The sequence below is a fragment of the Gimesia panareensis genome (assembly GCF_007748155.1).
GTDB classification, from domain to species: Bacteria; Planctomycetota; Planctomycetia; order Planctomycetales; family Planctomycetaceae; genus Gimesia; species Gimesia panareensis.
This window is the reverse complement of the sequence record NZ_CP037421.1, coordinates 7,533,912-7,552,679: the sequence shown is the minus strand read 5'-3', so window position 1 is coordinate 7,552,679 and position 18,768 is coordinate 7,533,912. Positions and strand designations below refer to the sequence as shown.

General features: G+C 54.1%; 13 protein-coding genes. 8 read left to right on the top strand and 5 right to left on the bottom strand.

The window, feature by feature from the left end; genetic code table 11:
- Positions 1-144 precede the first annotated feature (144 nt).
- The 3 genes from Enr10x_RS28600 to Enr10x_RS28590 all read left to right on the top strand — a co-directional run bounded on the left by Enr10x_RS28600 (position 145) and on the right by Enr10x_RS28590 (position 2,322).
- Complete coding sequence (locus Enr10x_RS28600) at positions 145-1,392, top strand: hypothetical protein (protein WP_145452463.1); 1,248 nt, start codon at positions 145-147, stop codon at positions 1,390-1,392.
- Between the two features lie 331 nt (positions 1,393-1,723).
- Positions 1,724-2,008, top strand: coding sequence for a hypothetical protein (locus tag Enr10x_RS28595; RefSeq protein WP_145452462.1), 285 nt, complete (start codon positions 1,724-1,726; stop codon positions 2,006-2,008).
- Positions 2,005-2,322, top strand: a complete 318-nt coding sequence (locus Enr10x_RS28590; protein ID WP_145452461.1) for a type II toxin-antitoxin system RelE/ParE family toxin — start codon at positions 2,005-2,007, stop codon at positions 2,320-2,322. Before Enr10x_RS28595 ends, Enr10x_RS28590 begins: the two co-directional genes overlap by 4 nt.
- 998 nt (positions 2,323-3,320) lie before the next feature.
- Here the strand turns inward: Enr10x_RS28590 and Enr10x_RS28585 are convergent.
- Positions 3,321-5,222 (bottom strand): carbon starvation CstA family protein, encoded by a 1,902-nt coding sequence (locus Enr10x_RS28585; protein WP_145452460.1) that lies wholly within the window; start codon positions 5,220-5,222, stop codon positions 3,321-3,323.
- A gap of 629 nt (positions 5,223-5,851) precedes the next feature.
- On the opposite strand from Enr10x_RS28585, the gene csrA reads away from it, so the two are divergent.
- Positions 5,852-6,082: a carbon storage regulator CsrA gene (csrA, locus tag Enr10x_RS28580; RefSeq protein ID WP_145452459.1), complete on the top strand. Its 231-nt coding sequence runs from the start codon at positions 5,852-5,854 to the stop codon at positions 6,080-6,082.
- Between the two features lie 112 nt (positions 6,083-6,194).
- On the opposite strand, the gene Enr10x_RS28575 is transcribed toward csrA, so the two are convergent.
- A complete protein-coding gene (locus Enr10x_RS28575; protein WP_145115511.1) occupies positions 6,195-6,881 on the bottom strand; it encodes a class I SAM-dependent methyltransferase in 687 nt (228 codons plus the stop codon).
- Between the two features lie 100 nt (positions 6,882-6,981).
- Entirely contained in the window at positions 6,982-9,519 is a 2,538-nt protein-coding gene (locus tag Enr10x_RS28570; RefSeq protein ID WP_145115508.1) for an ATP-dependent Clp protease ATP-binding subunit, read from the bottom strand.
- Positions 9,520-10,131: 612 nt separating this feature from the next.
- On the opposite strand from Enr10x_RS28570, the gene Enr10x_RS28565 reads away from it, so the two are divergent.
- The 3 genes from Enr10x_RS28565 to amt all read left to right on the top strand — a co-directional run bounded on the left by Enr10x_RS28565 (position 10,132) and on the right by amt (position 16,062).
- Positions 10,132-11,694 (top strand): thiamine phosphate synthase, encoded by a 1,563-nt coding sequence (locus tag Enr10x_RS28565; protein WP_145115506.1) that lies wholly within the window; start codon positions 10,132-10,134, stop codon positions 11,692-11,694.
- Between the two features lie 27 nt (positions 11,695-11,721).
- A complete protein-coding gene (locus Enr10x_RS28560) occupies positions 11,722-12,810 on the top strand; it encodes a tRNA dihydrouridine synthase (RefSeq protein WP_232093173.1) in 1,089 nt (362 codons plus the stop codon).
- A 282-nt stretch (positions 12,811-13,092) separates the two neighbouring features.
- Positions 13,093-16,062, top strand: a complete 2,970-nt coding sequence (amt, locus tag Enr10x_RS28555) for an ammonium transporter (protein ID WP_145115503.1) — start codon at positions 13,093-13,095, stop codon at positions 16,060-16,062.
- A 14-nt stretch (positions 16,063-16,076) separates the two neighbouring features.
- Here the strand turns inward: amt and Enr10x_RS28550 are convergent, their stop codons facing one another.
- Positions 16,077-17,612 (bottom strand): YifB family Mg chelatase-like AAA ATPase, encoded by a 1,536-nt coding sequence (locus tag Enr10x_RS28550; RefSeq protein ID WP_145115500.1) that lies wholly within the window; start codon positions 17,610-17,612, stop codon positions 16,077-16,079.
- Positions 17,613-17,918: 306 nt separating this feature from the next.
- Between Enr10x_RS28550 and Enr10x_RS30725 the strand changes: the two genes are divergently transcribed.
- Positions 17,919-18,017 carry a 50S ribosomal protein bL37 gene (locus Enr10x_RS30725; protein ID WP_002645378.1) on the top strand — a complete coding sequence of 33 codons (99 nt, stop codon included), beginning with the start codon at positions 17,919-17,921 and terminating at the stop codon, positions 18,015-18,017.
- A 91-nt stretch (positions 18,018-18,108) separates the two neighbouring features.
- On the opposite strand, the gene Enr10x_RS28545 is transcribed toward Enr10x_RS30725, so the two are convergent.
- On the bottom strand, positions 18,109-18,753 hold the full coding sequence (locus Enr10x_RS28545) for an RNA polymerase sigma factor (protein ID WP_145452458.1): 645 nt from the start codon (positions 18,751-18,753) through the stop codon (positions 18,109-18,111).
- Positions 18,754-18,768: the final 15 nt, after the last annotated feature.

The window sequence follows — 18,768 nt, the reverse complement described above, 5'->3', positions numbered from 1 at the left end:
TGAAGTGCAGCAGAGGTGAAAGGAATCGAGACCGGTTGCCTACCGTCATAGTATAACATTTTAAAATCATGGTGACATATTTTCATGTATTACTTATACTGGAATCTGGTTCAGGTAAGAATTTCTTTTGTGCTGAGGCGGTGCATGACGCTTTCGAATCGTGTATTGAAACGAATCTCCCCTGCTCTGGTCCTGGTTTGTTGTCTCACAGGTGTTTGCCTGGATTCCGTCTCTGCCGAAGAGAGGCAGCCGGAATCTGCCGTTAAAGCTTCTGTGGATCAGAAATCAAAGCAGCAGGAGTATGAAGCGATGCTGTATGAACTGGGGGCGTTTCCGGTCCGCCGGCTCAGGAGCGTGCATCAGGATCCGAGAAACCCTGGGCATATTACTTTCCTAACCCCCGAAAGAATTGAATACAATGGCTGGCTCTATCCCGATGTCGTTCGTTCAAAAAGGTATTTGAACGAGTCGGAAAAAGAACGCTACGGTATTCCGAAAGCGGCGCTCCCCTTCGAACGCTATCTTTCTTTTCTAGATATTGAAACCTATGAGCAGACGAAAGATCCACTGCTGCAAAACGTCATTCAATTTACGTTTAAAGAGTTATATGATCGAAACGTAAAGAGTGAGCATCCCGGCGATCTTCTGAAGGCCTACTATCCGAGTGAGAAATGGGATTTTTATTTTCTGAGGCAGCTTAAAAAAGAACCATTCTCCGGACCTGTTGCGGCAAGACTTTATCAACGGTATCGGGCTCGGGTGGTTTTGCGATTTCTGACACCACCAGAGTCCGGTCAGGATGAATATCTTGCGTCTCTAAAGCGGCTGTTGACGGAACCTGGATTAAATGCCAGCTACCGCCATGTCGTTTTTTCACTGCTCTATCAGTGGGATCAGGAACAATATCGCGCTGAATACAGGAAATTTCTGATCCAAAGTACTGAGCAGGCTCCCGAATGGCCAGACCGTAGCCGCATGAATCGGGCGCTGCTGGAGTTTGGTGGCGAGGACTGCTTTGCGGTTGTCCGGCGGAGCCTGGTGAACGATCCCATTTATGAAGTGCGAACGGGGATTCTCGACGATCTGCAGGAACTCAAACTTACGCACCATTTCCTGGATGAAATTCAACTGCTGGTGCTGGAAAAGGGAAAGCAGTGCCGATGTGCGTACGTGTTTGGAAACGAAGGGCCGGGAAAGAATGACGGGGAGACCGAGCTGTCACGGACTTTACGAAATCTGTTGCTGGCGGCGCGTCAGCAGCAGGGTCTTTCCGAAGTGTCGGAACAGAAAATCCAGAACTCCCTCCAGAGCCTGCACACGATGAAGCTGAAGCGGATTGGGCGTCCGCTGCGTACGACCAGTGGAGAACGTGCACCGGCGCAGGAATTGTGAGTCCGCTTTGCAGTTTGGTTGAGATTTCTTTCGATCACTGTTGGCGAGCCAACAGTGCCGCCCTACTGGTGAATTCTGGAATCAACTCGGGTGATCACGAATTGTATTCGAGATGGGAGAGTTGAAGTAAGAAACGTTGATACGATCTGCACTGTCGGGCGAGCCGAGCAGTGGCACACGGTATGTCGTTTACGGTATGGGATTTCTTGAGTTCCTTGACTTGTTTTTGTCTCTCAACGGACTGTTGTTTTCCCTGCGACCTCTTGTTCGCTGCGCTCACCCCGCATTGCATTCGGGGTTACCCGTTCTTTCTTTCCTGGTCATTCTGTTCGTGACAAATGCTTCCGTGGACTGGTATAATCTCAGCATGATCAAACCACAGCTTACAGAAGAACAGCGACAGGCACTCGAGCAGCACCATGGGCTGCTTCAGGTTGACGAGGCAGGGCGGGAATACGTCCTGATGTCGATGGAAGTGTATCGTGAGCTGATGGGAGTGGGGACCGATGAGGAACTGCAGGCTTCTTTAAAGGCTTTGCAGGCAGGGCTGGCTGATATTGAGGCTGGCCGCACCCGTCCTTTTCGTGATGTTCTGGCTGAGCTTGAGAGCGAATGAGTTACCAGGTTGAGTTATCTCGCCAGGCAGAAACAGACATCCGAAAGATCTATACTTATATCCGCGAGCACGGTCCGGCTGACCCGAATGCCTGGAAAAAAGGTCTCGCATCGAAACTGGCTCACCTGGAGCAATTCCCTGAGGCCTGCAGCCTCGCTCCGGAAAATGACTTTACTCCCCAGGAAATCCGCCAGACCTTTTATGGCCCCTTTCGCATCCTGTTTACGATTCGAGAACAATTTGTGTTTGTGGCGACAGTGCGACATGCAGCGCGCCTGGAATTGAAACCGGATGAGCTTGATAAACTGCTTTAATGATGACATGCAGAGTTTTGGCCTGAATGCTTTCGTGCGTTTCGTGGTAGCCTCTGTTACGTTTGATCTGGTTTGGGCCTCGCCCGGCGGGCAGGCACACAGGCCTGCACCCTACGGAATTCTCATCGTCTGTCTGTTTCCCTTTGTGAGCCTGCTTTGCAGTTTAGTTGAGATTTCTTTCGAGCACTGTTGGCGAGCCAACAGTGCCACCCTGCCGGTGAATTCTGGGATCAACTCGGGCGATCACGAATTGTATTCGAGATGGGAGAGTTGAAGTAGGAAACGTTGATACGATCTGCACTGTCGGGCGAGCCGAGCAGTGGCACACGGCACGTCGTTTACGGTATGGGATTTCCAGAGATCCTTCGCATGTTTTGCCTGTCGATGCTTTCACTGATGTCTGGACGGCACTGGTTGATCTTCCTCTGGTTCGGTTGGTCCCGATCTGTAGGATTGTTGTTTAACTCGTGATGAAGTCGCACAGGTGCTGGTGAGAATTTTCTGGTAACTTCAATCACTGTTGGGCAAGCCAACAGGTGGCACCCGGGCTGGGAGGCATTTTTCTTTCACCGAAATCTTTTGTTGTCGTCTCTTACCACGGTGATTCGTTATGCGGGACTGCGTGACAAAACGTGATTTATTTGGTTATAAGCGGTTTTTATGTGTCGAAACAGTGTCAAAAAGGGACCGAAATGGAGGGGGATGAATGAGCAGTCGTCTGGTAAAACGCTCTGAAACCAGTGGGTTTTATGGTGTGTTTGCGACATCGGTTCTGAATGCTCCAGTGAAAAAGGATCGTTGCTCGCGCGCGCGACGCATAACCAGGCATTCTGGTCAGGCGCAGGGCTGTGTCCAGTCCAATTTATTCAGTGCTGGATGTGGACTTGCGCAGTGATGGGAACGGGGAGCTGACAGTGGGAAGCAGTTGTCTGAAGCGCACTGTCGGGCAAGCCGACAGCGGCACACGGGACGTGGATTGCTGTGTTCAAAATCGGAAGTCAGTTCGAACCACCGGCCGAGCTGGTGGCGACGGCGGGGCGGATGGTGGAGAGTTCCGGCAGCGGTTCTTCGAGGTGGCCTTTGGACCTGGACCAGACGATCAGACCTTCGACCATCATCCAGGCCTGGAGACCAAGGACTGCGATGCCAAACAGGAACAGATGCCATTCACTAGTACTATACGCCCAGCCCGTTTTGCCGTTGAACATGTTCCAGAGCATGGCCCAGGCGGGCATGATCAGCATGACGATCATAGGGACCAGGGCAAAGATGAATGGTTTGTTGCGACGACGGAGGTAGAAGACAATGACCATGAAGGCCAGTCCGGCCAGCAGCTGGTTGGTGGCTCCGAAGAGCGGCCAGAGGATCAGTCCGCCACTGCCGGGACCTGCGGCAGCATTTTTCGGCAGCATCGCGACCATCCCTCCCAGGAAGACGGCCAGTCCGGTGGCGGCGTATTTGTTCGTGAGGGGCTTAATATGAATCGTGGCAGCCAGTTCCTGGATGACGTAACGCTGCAGCCGGGTGGCGGTATCGAGAGTGGTGGCAGCGAAACTGGCGACGAGGACGGCGATGATGCTGATGCCGAGTTTCATGGGAATATTGAGTGTGTTCAGAAAGTTCGCACCACCCAGAATGAACGCGCCGATTTTGTTTTCCAGCTTAAAATTCTCCCAGCCGTTGGCAGCTTTCGCATTATAGCGAGTTTCCCAGGCATCGACTCCAGTGAGCTGGGTTCCCGTGGTAGCATCCTTCACAGGTTTATAGTTGTAGGCGGCTCCTGTGCCGACACGGGAGAAATCGCCCATACCCACACCGGCACAACAGGCGAGAATCACGATGATTGCCAGGCCTCCTTCGAGGAGCATGGCACCGTAACCGACGTACTGGGCGTCCATTTCGGATTCGACCTGCTTACTGCTGGTGCCGCTGCTGACCAGACAGTGGAATCCACTGCAGGCACCGCAGGCGATGGTGATGAACAGGAAAGGCCAGATGGGGGGGGCATCTGCGGGAAGATTCGACGCGATGGCGGGGGCGCTGCCAACCAGATCTGCTTTACCCGTGGCACCGGCAACGAGGGCTCCGATGAGCAGGAGTCCCAGAGCGAGAACCAGCTGATGACTGTTGATGAAGTCGCGGGGTTGCAGGAGCAGCCAGACCGGGAGCACCGAGGCGACGGCACAGTAGGCGAGCAGAACGAAGGTCCAGAGAATGACGGCATTGGGAAATGGTCCCATGAGTTTAATGCCAAACAGGGCCGAGATATCAACGGGCCAGTAATAAGCGCCCATGTAGATCGAAGCATAGACAATAGCCAGCGCCACTAGCGAGGGGACGAGCAGCGTGGCGTTTTCTTTATACACCATCACGCCGATGACCAGCGCGATGGGCATGGTGATCCAGACGGGGATGACCGTTTCCGGATATTTGGCAAAGATGATGGCAATTACCAGACCGAAGATGGCGAGCACTACGGTCAGGGCGAGGAGCAGAATGAGCAGAAACAGGATGCGGGTACGGGGGGCAATGAGCCGGCCGGCGACTTCACCGACGGTTTGTCCGCGGTTACGGAGCGAGACCATCAGTGCGCCGAAGTCATGGACGGCACCGACGAAAATCGAACCGACCAAAACCCATACAAGTGCGGGCAGCCAGCCCCAGAAGACGGCGATGGCGGGGCCCACGATGGGGCCTGTGCCGGCGATACTGGTGAAATGATGACCGAAGATGACTTCTTTTTTGGTGGGGACAAAGTCGACATCGTCCCGCAGCTGTTTGCTGGGAACTTCTGCGTCGGCGTCGACGTTAAAGATTTTCTGGGAGAGCCACTTACCGTAGGTGTGGTAAGCAATGATGTAGCCGATAAAGGCTCCCGCAGCGATCAACAATGTGGCCATTGGTCATTTACTCCAGCGTATTTTCCGGAAATGAGGGTCCGGATTGAATCTTTTTCAGAGGGTCTGGTCAATCAGAGGATGAAACTCGAGGCTGGTTCTGATCTTCGCCGCAGTAATTCGGGGTGGAAAGCGATGTGCGTTGAAATCAGAGCGCTACCTACAAGGTTATCCATCTTCCGGGGAATTGGCAATTCAGATCGGCTTCCCGGGGGAGCTGATTATTTCGATATGTGTGCATAAATTCATTATTCATCGCGAGAGTGGCGTCATAATCGTTACGAGCGGTACAGTTGAGCTATCCGTCAAGGCGGCGTACATCTTTTCTTAATGTGTCCATTTATCCTATCTTGAAAAGGATATTCTCTGTAGACAGGTCGATGTAGTAAGTACCCCCGCGGAACTCATTATCAGATGCAGGGATGTGGGTCATTGCCGGTTTGAGAGTTAGTGCACGAGACGCACGCTTCTCCACGACGGAGACTCTTGAAGCCGGTCTGAATTGTTTTACTTACTTACGAGAATGACAACGGGTGACAAGCTTTTAGTCAAATCGATAAGAGGTTTGTCGCCTCTTCAGATATCACCTCATTGGCCCAGAAAAAAATAGATCTACGGAAGGAGTTATTACGATGCTTGTATTGTCGAGACAACGCGACGAGAGCATCATCATCGGTGACAATATTGTCATTACTATTGTCGATATCCGGGGTGATAAAGTACGGTTAGGAATCCAGGCCCCTACAGAAATTCCAGTCCACCGTCAGGAAGTGTATGATGCGATTCAGCGAGAAAACGCGATGAAAGAAGCCGAAACGCAGCGCACCTCATCTCAGTCGCCATCCAAAAATGCCAGCGAGTGATCTGCTCTGAACAAAGACGTTCGTCAGGCGGATCATGGCTCGATTTCAATTAAAGACTAATTGAATGACCCTGCAGGGGAGAGACCGATACGAAGTCAGTCTCTCCCCTGTTTTATTTGTGCGCGAGTCTGAGTGAGATGGTCCAGTGCCGGTCGGAGGTCAGCTGTGCCGATGCGGGAGGCAGGCCGCAGGCGGTTAAGAGATCCCGCACTTCATCCAGTGTGAGGGCCGCGTGCAGGGAATCGTGTAAGAGCTGGCGCTGGTGTGGTGTTTCTTTGGCTGCATAGCGTTCCACCAGAGATTCGAGGTCGGCCATTGAGTCGGGTCGGGCAAGATCGCGGAGAAACAGGAAGCCCCCCGGTTTGATGACGCGCAGCATTTCCTGCAGGATAGGCAGCGGTTCCGGAAGGTGATGAATCAGGCTGTTGGAGATGACGCCATCCATGGATTGATCTGCACAGGGAAGCTGTCTGGCGTCAGCGAGTTCGAGCGAGATGCGATCTGTGAGTTCTGCGCTGCGCAGATTCTCGGCGGCGACTTTGAGCATTTCGGTCGCCAGGTCGGCGGCGATGATCTGAACCTGCTGGTTTCGGCTGCAGATTTCAATGGGAATCAAAACGGTACCTGTGCCGGGGTCGATCAGAGTGAGTCGGGCGGTGCTGTCAGGCTGAGCGGTTTCGATGAGCGAGAGGACTTCGTCGGCGAAGAGCCGGTTGACGGCGACGTTGTCCATCGCGTTGTATTCGTGCGCTTCCTCGCGGGTGTCCATGACTTCGGGTTCGAGTTGACGAGGAAGCATGGGGCTGCTCCTGCAGGCGGGAAGGAGTTACGAAAAGAGCCCTCACTTCAGCAGTGAGGGCTCTGGAAAATTACTTCAAGCGTTGCTCAGTTGGAGAAGTTTAACCTTCGCCTTCCGGAGCACCGCCTTCGCTGGAACCGACGGTCGCCAGCTCTTCGGTTTCGGCTTCGTAGGAACCTTCGAACTCGAGCCGTTTTTCGTCGCCGACTTCGGCGACAGTAACCAGCACTTTGTTCTTTCCTTCAAAGGCACCCCGCAGCAGTTCTTCTGCCAGCGGATCTTCGATGTAGCGTTCGACGGAACGACGCAGCGGACGTGCACCGTAGTCGAGTTCGCCCCCTTCGGAGCCTTTGTCGATGATGAATTCGCGGGTTTCGTCGGTGAGTTCCAGGACCACGCCCTGTTCTTTCAGACGTTTGCGAACTTTACCCAGTTCGATGTCGACGATCTGCTTGAGTTCTTCGCGGGTGAGTTTCCGGAAGACGACGACTTCGTCGAGACGTCCCAGGAATTCCGGTTTGAACTCTTTCTGCAGGTCGTGCATCAGATTTCGTTTCATGGCATCGTAGCTGGTGTCATCGTCGGCTTTACGGAACCCGAAGGCGTCCCCGTGAGCCATACCCTGGGCACCGGCGTTGGTGGTCATGATAAGAACGACGTTCTTGAAGTCGACCTTGCGACCGAAGCTGTCGGTCAGGTGGCCTTCTTCCATGATCTGCAGGAGCATGTTGAAGACGTCGGGGTGTGCTTTTTCGATTTCGTCGAGCAGCACGACTGCGTAGGGACGACGTCGAATCTTTTCGGTCAACTGACCCCCTTCTTCGAAGCCGACATATCCCGGAGGAGCACCGATCAGACGGCTGACGTTGTGCTTCTCCATGTATTCACTCATGTCGATCTGAATCAGGGCGTTTTCATCGCCGAACATGAATTCCGCCAGAGTCTTGGCGAGCAGAGTTTTACCAACCCCGGTCGGACCGGAGAAGAGGAAGGCCCCCATCGGTCGTTTGGGATCTTTCAGACCACTGCGGCTGCGGCGGACTGCTTTGGAAACCTGCTTGATGGCTTCGTCCTGGCTGATGACGCGTTTGTGCAGTTCGTCTTCCATGTTGAGCAGACGAACGGTGTCTTCGCTGGAGAGCCGGGTCAGCGGCACGCCGGTAATCTTGGCGACCACTTCGGCAACGACTTCCGCATCGACCACGCCGTCGACTTCTTTGGATTTTTCACGCCATTCCTGGGTGAGGGTCTCTTTCCGTTTCTTGAGCTTATCAGCCTGATCGCGGAGATTGGCTGCGAGCTCGAAGTCCTGGTTGGCGACCGCTTCTTCCTTGGACTGGTTGAGGCGTTCTGATTCTTCTTCCAGTTCTTTGAGATCGGGAGGTCGGACCATCGATTTCAGACGGATGCGGGCTCCGGCTTCGTCGATCACGTCGATCGCTTTGTCGGGCAGACAACGACCGGTGATGTAACGTGAAGAGAGCTCGACCGCTTTTTCGAGTGCGTCGTCGGTAATCTGCACCTTGTGGTGTTCTTCATACCGTTCCCGTAGACCACGCAGAATTTCTACGGTCTGTTCGTCAGTGGGAGGTTCGACCATGACGTTCTGGAAGCGACGTTCCAGGGCGCTGTCTTTTTCGATGTATTTACGATATTCGTCCAGGGTGGTGGCACCGATACACTGCAGTTCGCCACGGCTGAGAGCGGGTTTCAGTACGTTGGAAGCGTCGATCGCTCCCTCGGCACCGCCGGCTCCGACCAGGGTGTGCAATTCGTCGATGAACAGGATCGTGTTTTTGGCACGACGGACTTCGTTCATGACGGCTTTAATGCGTTCTTCGAACTGACCGCGGTACTTGGTTCCGGCGACCATCATGGCGAGGTCGAGTACGACGATGCGACGATCGCGGAGCAGGTCCGGAACTTCGCCGTCGACAACCATCTGGGCGAATCCTTCGACGATCGCGGTCTTACCAACGCCTGCTTCACCCAGCAGAACGGGGTTATTTTTCTGACGACGACAGAGGATCTGGATGACGCGTTCGATTTCCTTGGAACGGCCGATGACCGGATCGAGTTTCTTCTGCTTGGCGAGTTCGGTCAGGTCGCGACCGAAACTGTCCAGCGCGGGAGTCTTGCTTTTGCCCGCTTTCTGGCCGCCGGTCCCGGGAGTCCGTTCGCCAGCCTCGCCCCCTTCCAGGCCGTGGCCCAGCAGGTTGAGGACTTCTTCGCGGACTTCTTCCAGTTTCAGCCCCAGGTTCATCAGAACCTGAGCGGCCACGCCATCCTGCTCACGCAGCAGGCCGAGCAGCAGATGCTCTGTACCTACGTAGTTGTGATTCAGGTTGCGGGCCTCTTCCATCGCGTATTCGATGACTTTCTTGGCGCGGGGTGTCTGGGGGAGTTTGCCCATGGTGACCATGTCCGGCCCCGACTGGACAATCTTCTCGACTTCCAGACGGATCTTGCGCAGATCCACATCCAGATTTTTCAGCACATTGGCTGCGACTCCTGAGCCTTCCTTGACTAAACCCAGAAGGATATGTTCGGTCCCGATATATTCGTGATTGAAGCGTTGGGCCTCCTGATTGGCCAACTGCATCACTTTTCGAGCTCGATCTGTAAACCGCTCGTACATAACTCGTTTCTCCTATGGCCCAGTACCATTGCGGGCGCTGTTGGATGATCACTGACTCCCCTGACTGATAACCGGCGGGTTCAGTCGCAGGAAGCATTTCTCCCAAACTATAATGAAAATTCGATTGTTTCTTGTCTTTTAAAATTCAAAAACGCTGTTTTTTGATCTGATCATCATGAAACAACGCACTGAATGGATTCGTTGCTGACAGTGCTAAAGGAAAGGTTCCTAGGAATAATACGTTACTCACAAAAAAACGTCGAGGAATTTCCCAAAACTAGTGCCAGTTCATCATAGGAAGTAACTGAAAAATCACAACTTACTAAAATAACCTGCCTATTTTAACATGTCGGGTTTCCGATGGTGCCTCTTGAAAATCTCTGCTGCCCGTTCCCGGGGAGAAGTAACGGAGATATTCATTGCGAGAAACCTGCAAAATCCACATATTCGGCAGATCCGGTAACCTTAATTCTAGTACCCACACCCAAATGTGGCAAGATAAGCATTCGATCGGTTAAGCTATTTCAATTACGATTGTTCTGAGGGATCCTGTTACGGGGCTCCTTTGGCAGTCAATTAACCTCTCCCGTTTTGTGAAAATACCAGAGACAGATGCAACATTTACTCACCGCGGGCGCACAACGAGCCCTGGGTCTGGCAGAACTGATTAGCGGCGCTTCTGAAGCTGAGGCGACGGACTCCCGGCATCTGCTGGCAGCCCTGGCGCATGAAGAGTCGCGGGCAGCGGAAATCCTGCTGGCGCACCAGATTGCGCAGGCAATGATCCTGCAGGAATTTGAACTGACTCTGCCCGGAACGGAGGCCGAATCCGACCTGTTTGCGACTCAGGTCCCGCTCGAGCTGTCTCAGGCGATACAACGATTTCCGGCGCTGCGTGACGTCCTGAATCAGGCCCTCGAGCAGGCCAGCCAGACGAGTCTGCCAGTCGAAATCGGCAGCGAACACCTGTTATGGGGGGTATTGAAAACCGAAGGGCCGCATACACAGTGGTTGTTGAGCCAGGGGGCCATTTCTGCGGATTCCGTGGAGGCTACCTTTCAGAGTCAGAATCAGCATGTCGCAGAGCCGATCGACGTTGATTTTGCTTTTCGGACCGTCCCTGCAACGGTCAGCGACCAGACCAATACGTTCAGGACCATCGATGCGGCTGCCAATCGTTTGCGGGAAGGGCTGCGGGTGGTGGAAGATTTCCTGCGGTTCACACTGGATGATGCCCATCTGACCAGGCTGCTGAAATCGACGCGACATCAGCTGACCGAGGCGCTGCAGTTCATCGGGCAGGAATCGCTGATTGCCAGCCGCGACACTCTGCAGGATGTGGGAACGGCAATCAGTTCCACTTCGGAATTCGACCGCCCTTCCCTGGAACACCTGGTGAAAGCCAACCTGAAGCGGGTTCAGGAGGCGGCGCGCACGCTGGAGGAGTTTGGCAAACTGATCTCCGTGGAAGCAGCTGCCATCTTTAAACAGATGCGGTATGCGTTGTATACTCTGGAAAAGAGTGTTTTGACCTGCGTATCCAGTCAACATCGACTGGAAGACTGTCAGTTGTATCTGCTGGCATCGGAAAATCTGTGTCACCATGGTTCCGGTCCGGCGATTCGTGAGTCACTGGCGGCGGGCGTCAGGATTGTTCAGATCCGCGAAAAAGAGCTGTCTGACCGTCGGTTGCTGGAGCATGGCAGACGGGTTCGCAAATGGACGCGGGAAGCGGGGGCGATTCTGATCATGAACGATCGTCCGGATCTCGCGGTGGCGATTGACGCCGACGGCGTACACGTGGGACAGGACGAACTGCCGGTGCGTGAGGTGAGGCAGATCGTCGGTTCGCGTCGCTTCATCGGCGTTTCGACGCACAACATCGAACAGGCGCGTCAGGCGGTGCTGGACGGAGCCGACTACCTGGGGGTCGGACCAACATTTACGACTGCCACCAAAAACTTTACTGAAGCAGAATATGCGGGTCTGGATTTTGTGAAGCAGGTGGCCGCTGAGATTACCCTGCCCTGGTTTGCCATCGGTGGGATCAATGCAGACAACCTGTCGGCGGTACTGGAGGCCGGAGCAACCCGTGTCGCGGTCAGTAGCGTGATTTGTAATCATGAGCATCCAGGCGAGATGACCCGTGACTTATTAGAACAGTTTGCACGGTAACTGTTCAACCAGTGTGAGAAATTCGAGATGATGTCAGACAGTAAATTACAACCTGTTTCCCTGGGGCCTTACGAGCTCAAATCGCCTCTGTATCAGGCGGCGCTCAGTGGCTACAGCGATTATCCGATGCGGGTCATCGCGGCCCGTCTGGGAGCCGCTTATACGCTGTGCGAGGTGATGATCGATCGGCTGATCAACCAGTCCCGGCAGGGAAAGCAGCTGGCGATGATGTATTGCCACCAGGATGAATTTCCGGTGGGAGGCCAGCTGATGGGCTCAGAGCCCGAAGAGTTCGGACCGGCGGCAGAGAAGCTGGTCGTAGCGGGCTTTCATGTGATTGACATCAACTTCGGGTGTCCTGTAAAGAAAGTGATGAGCCGCTGTCGGGGTGGGTATCACCTGGGACAGCCTGAGGTGGCGCTGGAGATTATTTCCCGGGTTCGGGATACCGTTCCCGAACAGATTCCCGTGACTCTGAAAATGAGGCGCGGCATTGATGACAGCCCGGAATCGGAAGAAAACTTCTTTCGCATTTTTGAAGGCGCTTATGCACGGGGCCTGGCGGCGATCACAGTCCATGGTCGGACGGTGGAGCAAAAATATGTGGGCTCCAGTAAATGGGAGTTTCTGAAGCGGGTCAAACAGCAGGCGGGGGAACGAACAGTGATCGGCAGTGGCGACCTGTTTTCCCCACAGGCCTGCCTGGATATGCTCCGCGTCACGGGAGTGGATGGCGTTTCGATTGCCCGGGGGGCGATTGGGAATCCCTGGATCTTTCAACAGACCGAACGCCTGCTGCGGGGAGAGAGCATCACGCCGCCCGATGTCCACGAGCAGCGGGCAGTGATTGCAGATCACTTTGCACTGGCCCGTGAGTTCTATGGTGAGAAAAAGGTCTGCAATACCATGCGGAAATTCGGGATATTTTATTCCGAGCTGCATCCGCAGCGCAAGGCGGTTCGCGATGCATTTATTTCCGTCAAAACAGCCGATCAATGGCGGGATGTATTGCAGGAATGGTATGCGGATAACGCCCCCGGCTGCTTTCCGCCGGTCGCAGAACCCAATCCGCTCTCACTGGAAGCGGTCTCGGCTGCTGACAATGCAGTCTCGTAGTGCAAACGTGCTCCCTGAGACCAGGTTATACCAGTGATACTTTCAAGACACGGTGCCTTTTGATAGGCGTGTGCCGGTTGGTTTGATCATAGCAATTAGTCATGTTGCAAGCGGATGCAGGGCAAATTGGACTGCAGGGTCGAAATATGAGGGATTCCCCCCAGTTTTCTTTTGACTGTCTGTAATGCGGATCTAGATTTACAAAAATCAGTTCCCATAATCTGACAATCATTTTGTGCTTCGAAATGATTGTGGTTGCATGACTTGAAAGCCCCTCAGTCGATGTCTTACGAGCTAACCACGAATACCATCTGGGTCTTACTTTGTACCAGTCTGGTTTTTCTGATGCAGGCCGGCTTCTGCTGCCTGGAATCAGGATTGTCACGTTCCAAAAACAGCATCAACGTGGCGACGAAAAACGTCGTCGATTTCTTTATTGGTACCTTTATCTTCTGGCTGTTCGGCTATGGGCTCATGTTCGGAGAGTCATTCCAGGGCCTGATCGGAACCAGCGGTTTTGTATTTGCAGATTCCAGCTCGACTCACTGGCTCACAGTGGTGTTTCTGTTTCAGCTTGTCTTCTGCAGCACGGCGATGACCATCTCTTCCGGAGCCGTCGCCGAGCGGATGCGGTTTCGTTCCTACGTGATTCTGGCATGTGCGATTGGGGCAGTCGCCTATCCCGTGTTTGGTCACTGGGCATGGGCCACGGATGCCTCTGGAGCCCCTGCAGGCTGGCTGGGGAAGCTGGGGTTCATGGACTTTGCCGGTTCCAGTGTCGTGCATTCGGTGGGAGCCTGGTCTGCTCTGGCAGCCGTTCTGATCCTGGGACCGCGCACGGGACGTTTCAATCAGAACGCAGAGAAGTCCCGTTTTTCGGCAAGCAATCTACCACTGGCGGCACTCGGGTTTTTAATCCTGTGGTTTGGCTGGTTCGGGTTTAATGGGGGGAGTACGCTGGCTTTGAATGGCGAGGTCCCTTCGATCATTTTGAATACGATTCTGGCGGGGATCGCGGGGGGCGTCTTTGCGTTGGTCTGGGAACTGTGCTCTTCGAAACAGATCTCGGTGGAAAATATCTTTAATGGATCACTGGCGGGGCTGGTGGCAGTGACAGCTTCCTGCAATGTGGTCTCCTATCCCAGCGCCATTCTGATCGGTCTGATCGCCGGTGCGGTCATGTTAGGCTCATGCTGTTTACTGGAGAAGCGTTTTCAGGTGGATGATGTTGTGGGGGCGATCCCCGTGCATGGCTTCGCCGGTGTCTGGGGCACTCTGGCTGTGGCTCTGTTTGCCGAAGCAGAACTCCTGCCAGACGGTTTCTCGCGACTTCAGTTGCTGGGAATTCAGGCTCTTGGGGCGGCGGTCTGCTTTGTCTGGAGCTTCGGGTTTATCTGGTCCTGTATGTGGCTGCTGAATCGATTTCTGCCAATCCGGGTCTCCCTGGAGGATGAAAAGATCGGTTTGAATGTGGCAGAGCATGGTGCGTCAACAGAACTGCACAGTCTGCTGGAGACGATGATTGCCCACGAAAAGGGCGATAACACCTCGCGGGCCGAAGTCGATGATTTCACTGAAGCCGGCATCGTGGGTTACCAGTACAACCGCGTGCTGGATGCCCAGGAAGTGTTGCTTTCGGATGTCAAAGACAGAGAATTGCGATATCGCTCCATCATGGATAATGTGATGGATGCCATTATTACGATCAACCTGGATGGAAAGATTGAGGAATTCAATCTGGGGGCAGAGCACCTGTTTGGTTACCTCAACCACGAGGTGATCGGCCAGAATATCAACCTGCTGAGTCCTCCCCTGCATCAGCAGCTGCAGCAGGAATATTCTGATGGAGATCTGAATCCACAGCTGGTGCGAGCCATCGGTTCCCGTCAGGAAATTGTGGCGCAACGACAGGATGGGTCGACCTTCCCAGCAGAACTGGCAGTGAGCTCGGTGGTACTGGCTGATCGTGAAATTTTTACCGGCATCATTCAGGACATCAGCGAGCGAAAAGAATACGAACGCTCGTTAAACGAAGCGCGTAAACGGGCTGAAGCCGCCAGTGATGCCAAGAGTGAATTCCTCGCGAACATGAGCCATGAGATCCGTACGCCAATGACAGCCATTCTGGGCTTTACGGATATCCTGCTGGGGAACCTGAAAAACAATGAAGACATCGAAGCAGCCCATATCGTCAAGCGCAACGGGGAATACCTGATTGGTGTCATCAACGACATCCTGGACCTCTCCAAGATCGAGGCCCGCAAGGTCGAACTGGAACAGGTACGAGTCAACACGCCGGAAATCATTCGTGATATTGCCGCCTTGATGCAGGTGAAAGCAGATTTGAAACAGCTGAAACTGGAAATCGAATTTGAGAATCCGATTCCGGAAACCATCATTACAGACCCGACGCGTCTGCGCCAGGTACTGATTAACCTGCTGGGAAATGCGATCAAGTTTACCGAGACCGGATCGGTGAAATTGTGCATCCGGACCATCAATCTGGAAGATTCATGTGCGCAACTGCAGTTCGATGTGATCGATACCGGCATAGGTATTTCAGAAGCGGCCCTGGCACAGATCTATCAGCCTTTCACCCAGGCCGACAATTCGACGACCAGAAAATATGGTGGTACGGGGCTGGGGCTGGCGATTTCAAAACGCCTGGTGGAAATGCTGGGAGGCCGGATTCAGGTTACCAGCAAAGTCGGAGTCGGCAGTACTTTTACAATTTCCGTGAATACCGGCTCGCTGGAAGGGGTTCGCCTGTTGCAGCTCGATGCGAGCAGTATCAGAAAAGCGGCTCTGGAGCAAAATCAGGAGCATGCGCTCGATCTCACAAACAGTCTCGCTTCCCGTCGCGTTCTGATTGTCGAAGATGGTCTGGACAATCAGCGACTGATTTCATTCCTGTTGAAAAAAGAGGGGATGCAGGTCGATCTCGCTGATAATGGCAAGCTCGGTTACGAACAGGCTCTGGTGGCCCAGACAGCCGGGACTCCTTATGACTTTGTGTTAATGGATATGCAGATGCCTGTGATGGATGGTTATACCGCGACTCGCAAACTCAGAGAGGCGGGGTATAAACGACCGATCATCGCATTGACGGCACACGCGATGAAGAACGACATGGAGAAATGTCTAAACGCGGGCTGTGATGCGTACGCGACAAAGCCTGTGAATAAGCAGAAGCTGCTGGAGACCATCTCACATCTGGCAGAGTCGTCCACCGTGGCCGGTCGCACCCCCTGAATCAACTCCTGATGTCAGGACCAGAACTGCCGATCCAGGGTTCGGTAATTGATGGCTTCACTGACGTGGGCGGCGGTAATCTGATCGCTCTGGTCCAGGTCCGCGATCGTGCGACTGATGCGTAAGATTTTATCATGTGCCCGGGCAGAGAGCCCCATCTCTTCCATGGCGGTTTTCAACAGTCCTTCTCCATCCGAGGCCAGCTGGCTGTATTTTCGCAACTCTCGCGGTGTCATCCGTCCATTGTGCGAGGTCTTTTCATTGGCAAATCGATGGGCCTGGATCTCGCGTGCTGCCAGCACCTGCTCGCGCATGGTCTGGCTGTTGGTGCCTGAGGTCTGATTCGACAGCTCGCGAAACGGAACAGGCGGAACTTCAATATGAATGTCGATCCGATCCAGCAGCGGGCCGCTGATCTTGGAAAGATAGCGTTCGATCTGCATCGGATTACAGGAACACTTTCTGCGGGGATCGGAGAGATAGCCGCAGGGACAGGGATTCATGGCGGAGATCAGCATGACGTTCGCGGGAAAAGTGACGCTGCCGATCGCGCGGGAGATGGTCACTTCCCCTCCCTCCAGAGGCTGTCGCAACACTTCCAGTGTGCGGCGGTTGAACTCAGGCAACTCGTCCAGGAACAGCAATCCGTTATGCGCCAGGCTGATTTCGCCGGGCGCAGGAGTGGAGCCGCCTCCGACCAGGCCTGCTTCGCTGATAGTGTGATGCGGTGTGCGAAACTGACGTAACATCACCAGCGACTGATTTCGCGACAGACGCCCCATCGCACTGTAGATCCGCGTGGTCTCCAGGCTTTCTTCCTGCGAGAGACGCGGCAGAATCGTGCTGATCCGCGAGGCCAATAGTGTCTTGCCTGTCCCCGGAGACCCGATCATCAAAAGATGATGCATACCTGCGGCAGCGACTGTGATGGCCCGCTTGGCGTATTCCTGTCCCTTCACGTCACTGTAGTCGATGTCGTATTGCCCGTGCTCTTCGAGGGCCTCCTCCCAGCTGAATTCGACCGGCTCGACAGGCAGTGCTCCCGTGTAGAAACCGACCGCTTCTGCAAGGGTGCCGACGGCGAAGACATCCAGTCCCTCAACCACGGCAGCTTCGTGGGCATTCTGTACGGGGACGAGCAGGCCCTGCTTCCCCTGCTCGCGGGCAGCCAGGGCCATCGACAGGGCTCCCCGAATGGGGCGAATCGTTCCATCCAGGGCCAACTCACCGACTGCGGCGTAGTCTTCGAAGCGTTCCGAAGTCAGTTGCCCGCTGGCGGTCAAGAGGCCCAGCGCGATGGGCAGATCAAAGGAAGCGGCGTCTTTAGGCAGGTCGGCCGGAGAGAGGTTAATCACGATCCGGTCGATCGGTCGATTGTAGCCGCTATTGACCAGGGCCCGTTCAATGCGGTGCGTGCTCTCTTTGACGGCCGCTTCCGCCAGACCGACCAGGATGGTCTTGGGCATCGCTCCGGGGGAGATATCCACTTCGACTTCGACCGGCCTGGCATCAATGCCAAACAGGGAATAGGTATAAAGCTTGGCCAGCATGAGGGGGTCTCTGCCATCGAAGAATACGTTTAATTATGTCCAGTGTTCAATTGATTTATGCCATGCTAACGCAAAACGGAACACCAGTCCACATGTCAGCGCGTTTTCGAGAGGGATTTCCAGCCAAAATCACTTCTAAAACATGATGATTTCGGTGAAGAGTCGCTGAAATTGAGCGGGATGGCTTTTTTTCCTCAGGAAGTTCGACTAGAATACCCGACCCGTTACGAAAGAGATTCTGCAGACCTCATCAGTAATTGTGTGGTCTTACATCATATAATTTGAAGACCATCGAAGGATAAAGTCATGGCTAAAACACAGCGTAAACTGAAAAAAGCAAACCACGGTCGCCGTCCTGCCAGTGCCAAGGCACGCAAGGCAAAACGGAAGCACATCAAGTTCTAAGTTGATGTGGCAGCACCTGTTGCCGATCTGAAAACAGATAAAGCCTCGCCCGGGATGTTCGGACGAGGCTTTTTGCTGCGCGCTGTGGTTTTCAGTTTAAGCCCAACCCCTGCAGGTCGGCATCCAGAATCTGGGCGGTCTTAATGGCATCTTTCAGCTTGCCCACGACAAAGTGTTTGTGATTGGCGACCGCCTGTTCGGAAATCTGCAGCGCTGAGGCGGCTTCTTTATTGGCTTTGCCTGAGACGAACAGCTGTTCGATACACTGCAGCCGTTCAAATTCGCCATTCTTGATCCAGCCCTCGATCAGTGTCTGCAGGCTGTCACAGATGACCTGCTCTTCCTTGTGTTTGCGTTCTTTACTCCGTGCCAGACTGGAGGCGACGCGGGTCCGGCCCGCCGGTTCACGATAACTTTCCCGCTCGCCGTTTTCATGGGGAAACAGGGGGATCGTTGGCCGTCGTCCCTGTTTGCGCAACAGGTCCGTCAATTTATGCGAGGCGATGGCAAACAGAAAGGACTCCAGGGGAGTGTTGGCGTCATAATTGGGGATGCTGATCAGGAATCCCATAAAGGTTTCCTGAACGACGTCTTCGCTGCTCGCGCGATTCCGCAGGCGGCTGTCGACAAAGGCCAGCAACCGTCCTTCAAATCGCGCAATCAGTTCGGCCCAGGCATCCGAGTCGCCCTGTCTGATCTGTGATACCAGGAGTTGGTCTGCTTCGTCGATCGGCATAAGGAATCTGTATGT

Bases quoted from the DNA above. Each gene is read 5' to 3' on its own strand.
- Enr10x_RS28570 (WP_145115508.1), bottom strand. From the start codon at position 9,519: ATGTACGAGCGGTTTACAGATCGAGCTCGAAAAGTGATGCAGTTGGCC.
- Enr10x_RS28550 (WP_145115500.1), bottom strand. From the start codon at position 17,612: ATGCTGGCCAAGCTTTATACCTATTCCCTGTTTGGCATTGATGCCAGG.
- Enr10x_RS28575 (WP_145115511.1), bottom strand. From the start codon at position 6,881: ATGCTTCCTCGTCAACTCGAACCCGAAGTCATGGACACCCGCGAGGAA.
- Enr10x_RS28545 (WP_145452458.1), bottom strand. From the start codon at position 18,753: ATGCCGATCGACGAAGCAGACCAACTCCTGGTATCACAGATCAGACAG.
- Enr10x_RS28600 (WP_145452463.1), top strand. From the start codon at position 145: ATGACGCTTTCGAATCGTGTATTGAAACGAATCTCCCCTGCTCTGGTC.
- Enr10x_RS28560 (WP_232093173.1), top strand. From the start codon at position 11,722: ATGATGTCAGACAGTAAATTACAACCTGTTTCCCTGGGGCCTTACGAG.
- csrA (WP_145452459.1), top strand. From the start codon at position 5,852: ATGCTTGTATTGTCGAGACAACGCGACGAGAGCATCATCATCGGTGAC.
- Enr10x_RS28590 (WP_145452461.1), top strand. From the start codon at position 2,005: ATGAGTTACCAGGTTGAGTTATCTCGCCAGGCAGAAACAGACATCCGA.
- Enr10x_RS28585 (WP_145452460.1), bottom strand. From the start codon at position 5,222: ATGGCCACATTGTTGATCGCTGCGGGAGCCTTTATCGGCTACATCATT.
- Enr10x_RS30725 (WP_002645378.1), top strand. From the start codon at position 17,919: ATGGCTAAAACACAGCGTAAACTGAAAAAAGCAAACCACGGTCGCCGT.
- Enr10x_RS28565 (WP_145115506.1), top strand. From the start codon at position 10,132: ATGCAACATTTACTCACCGCGGGCGCACAACGAGCCCTGGGTCTGGCA.
- amt (WP_145115503.1), top strand. From the start codon at position 13,093: ATGTCTTACGAGCTAACCACGAATACCATCTGGGTCTTACTTTGTACC.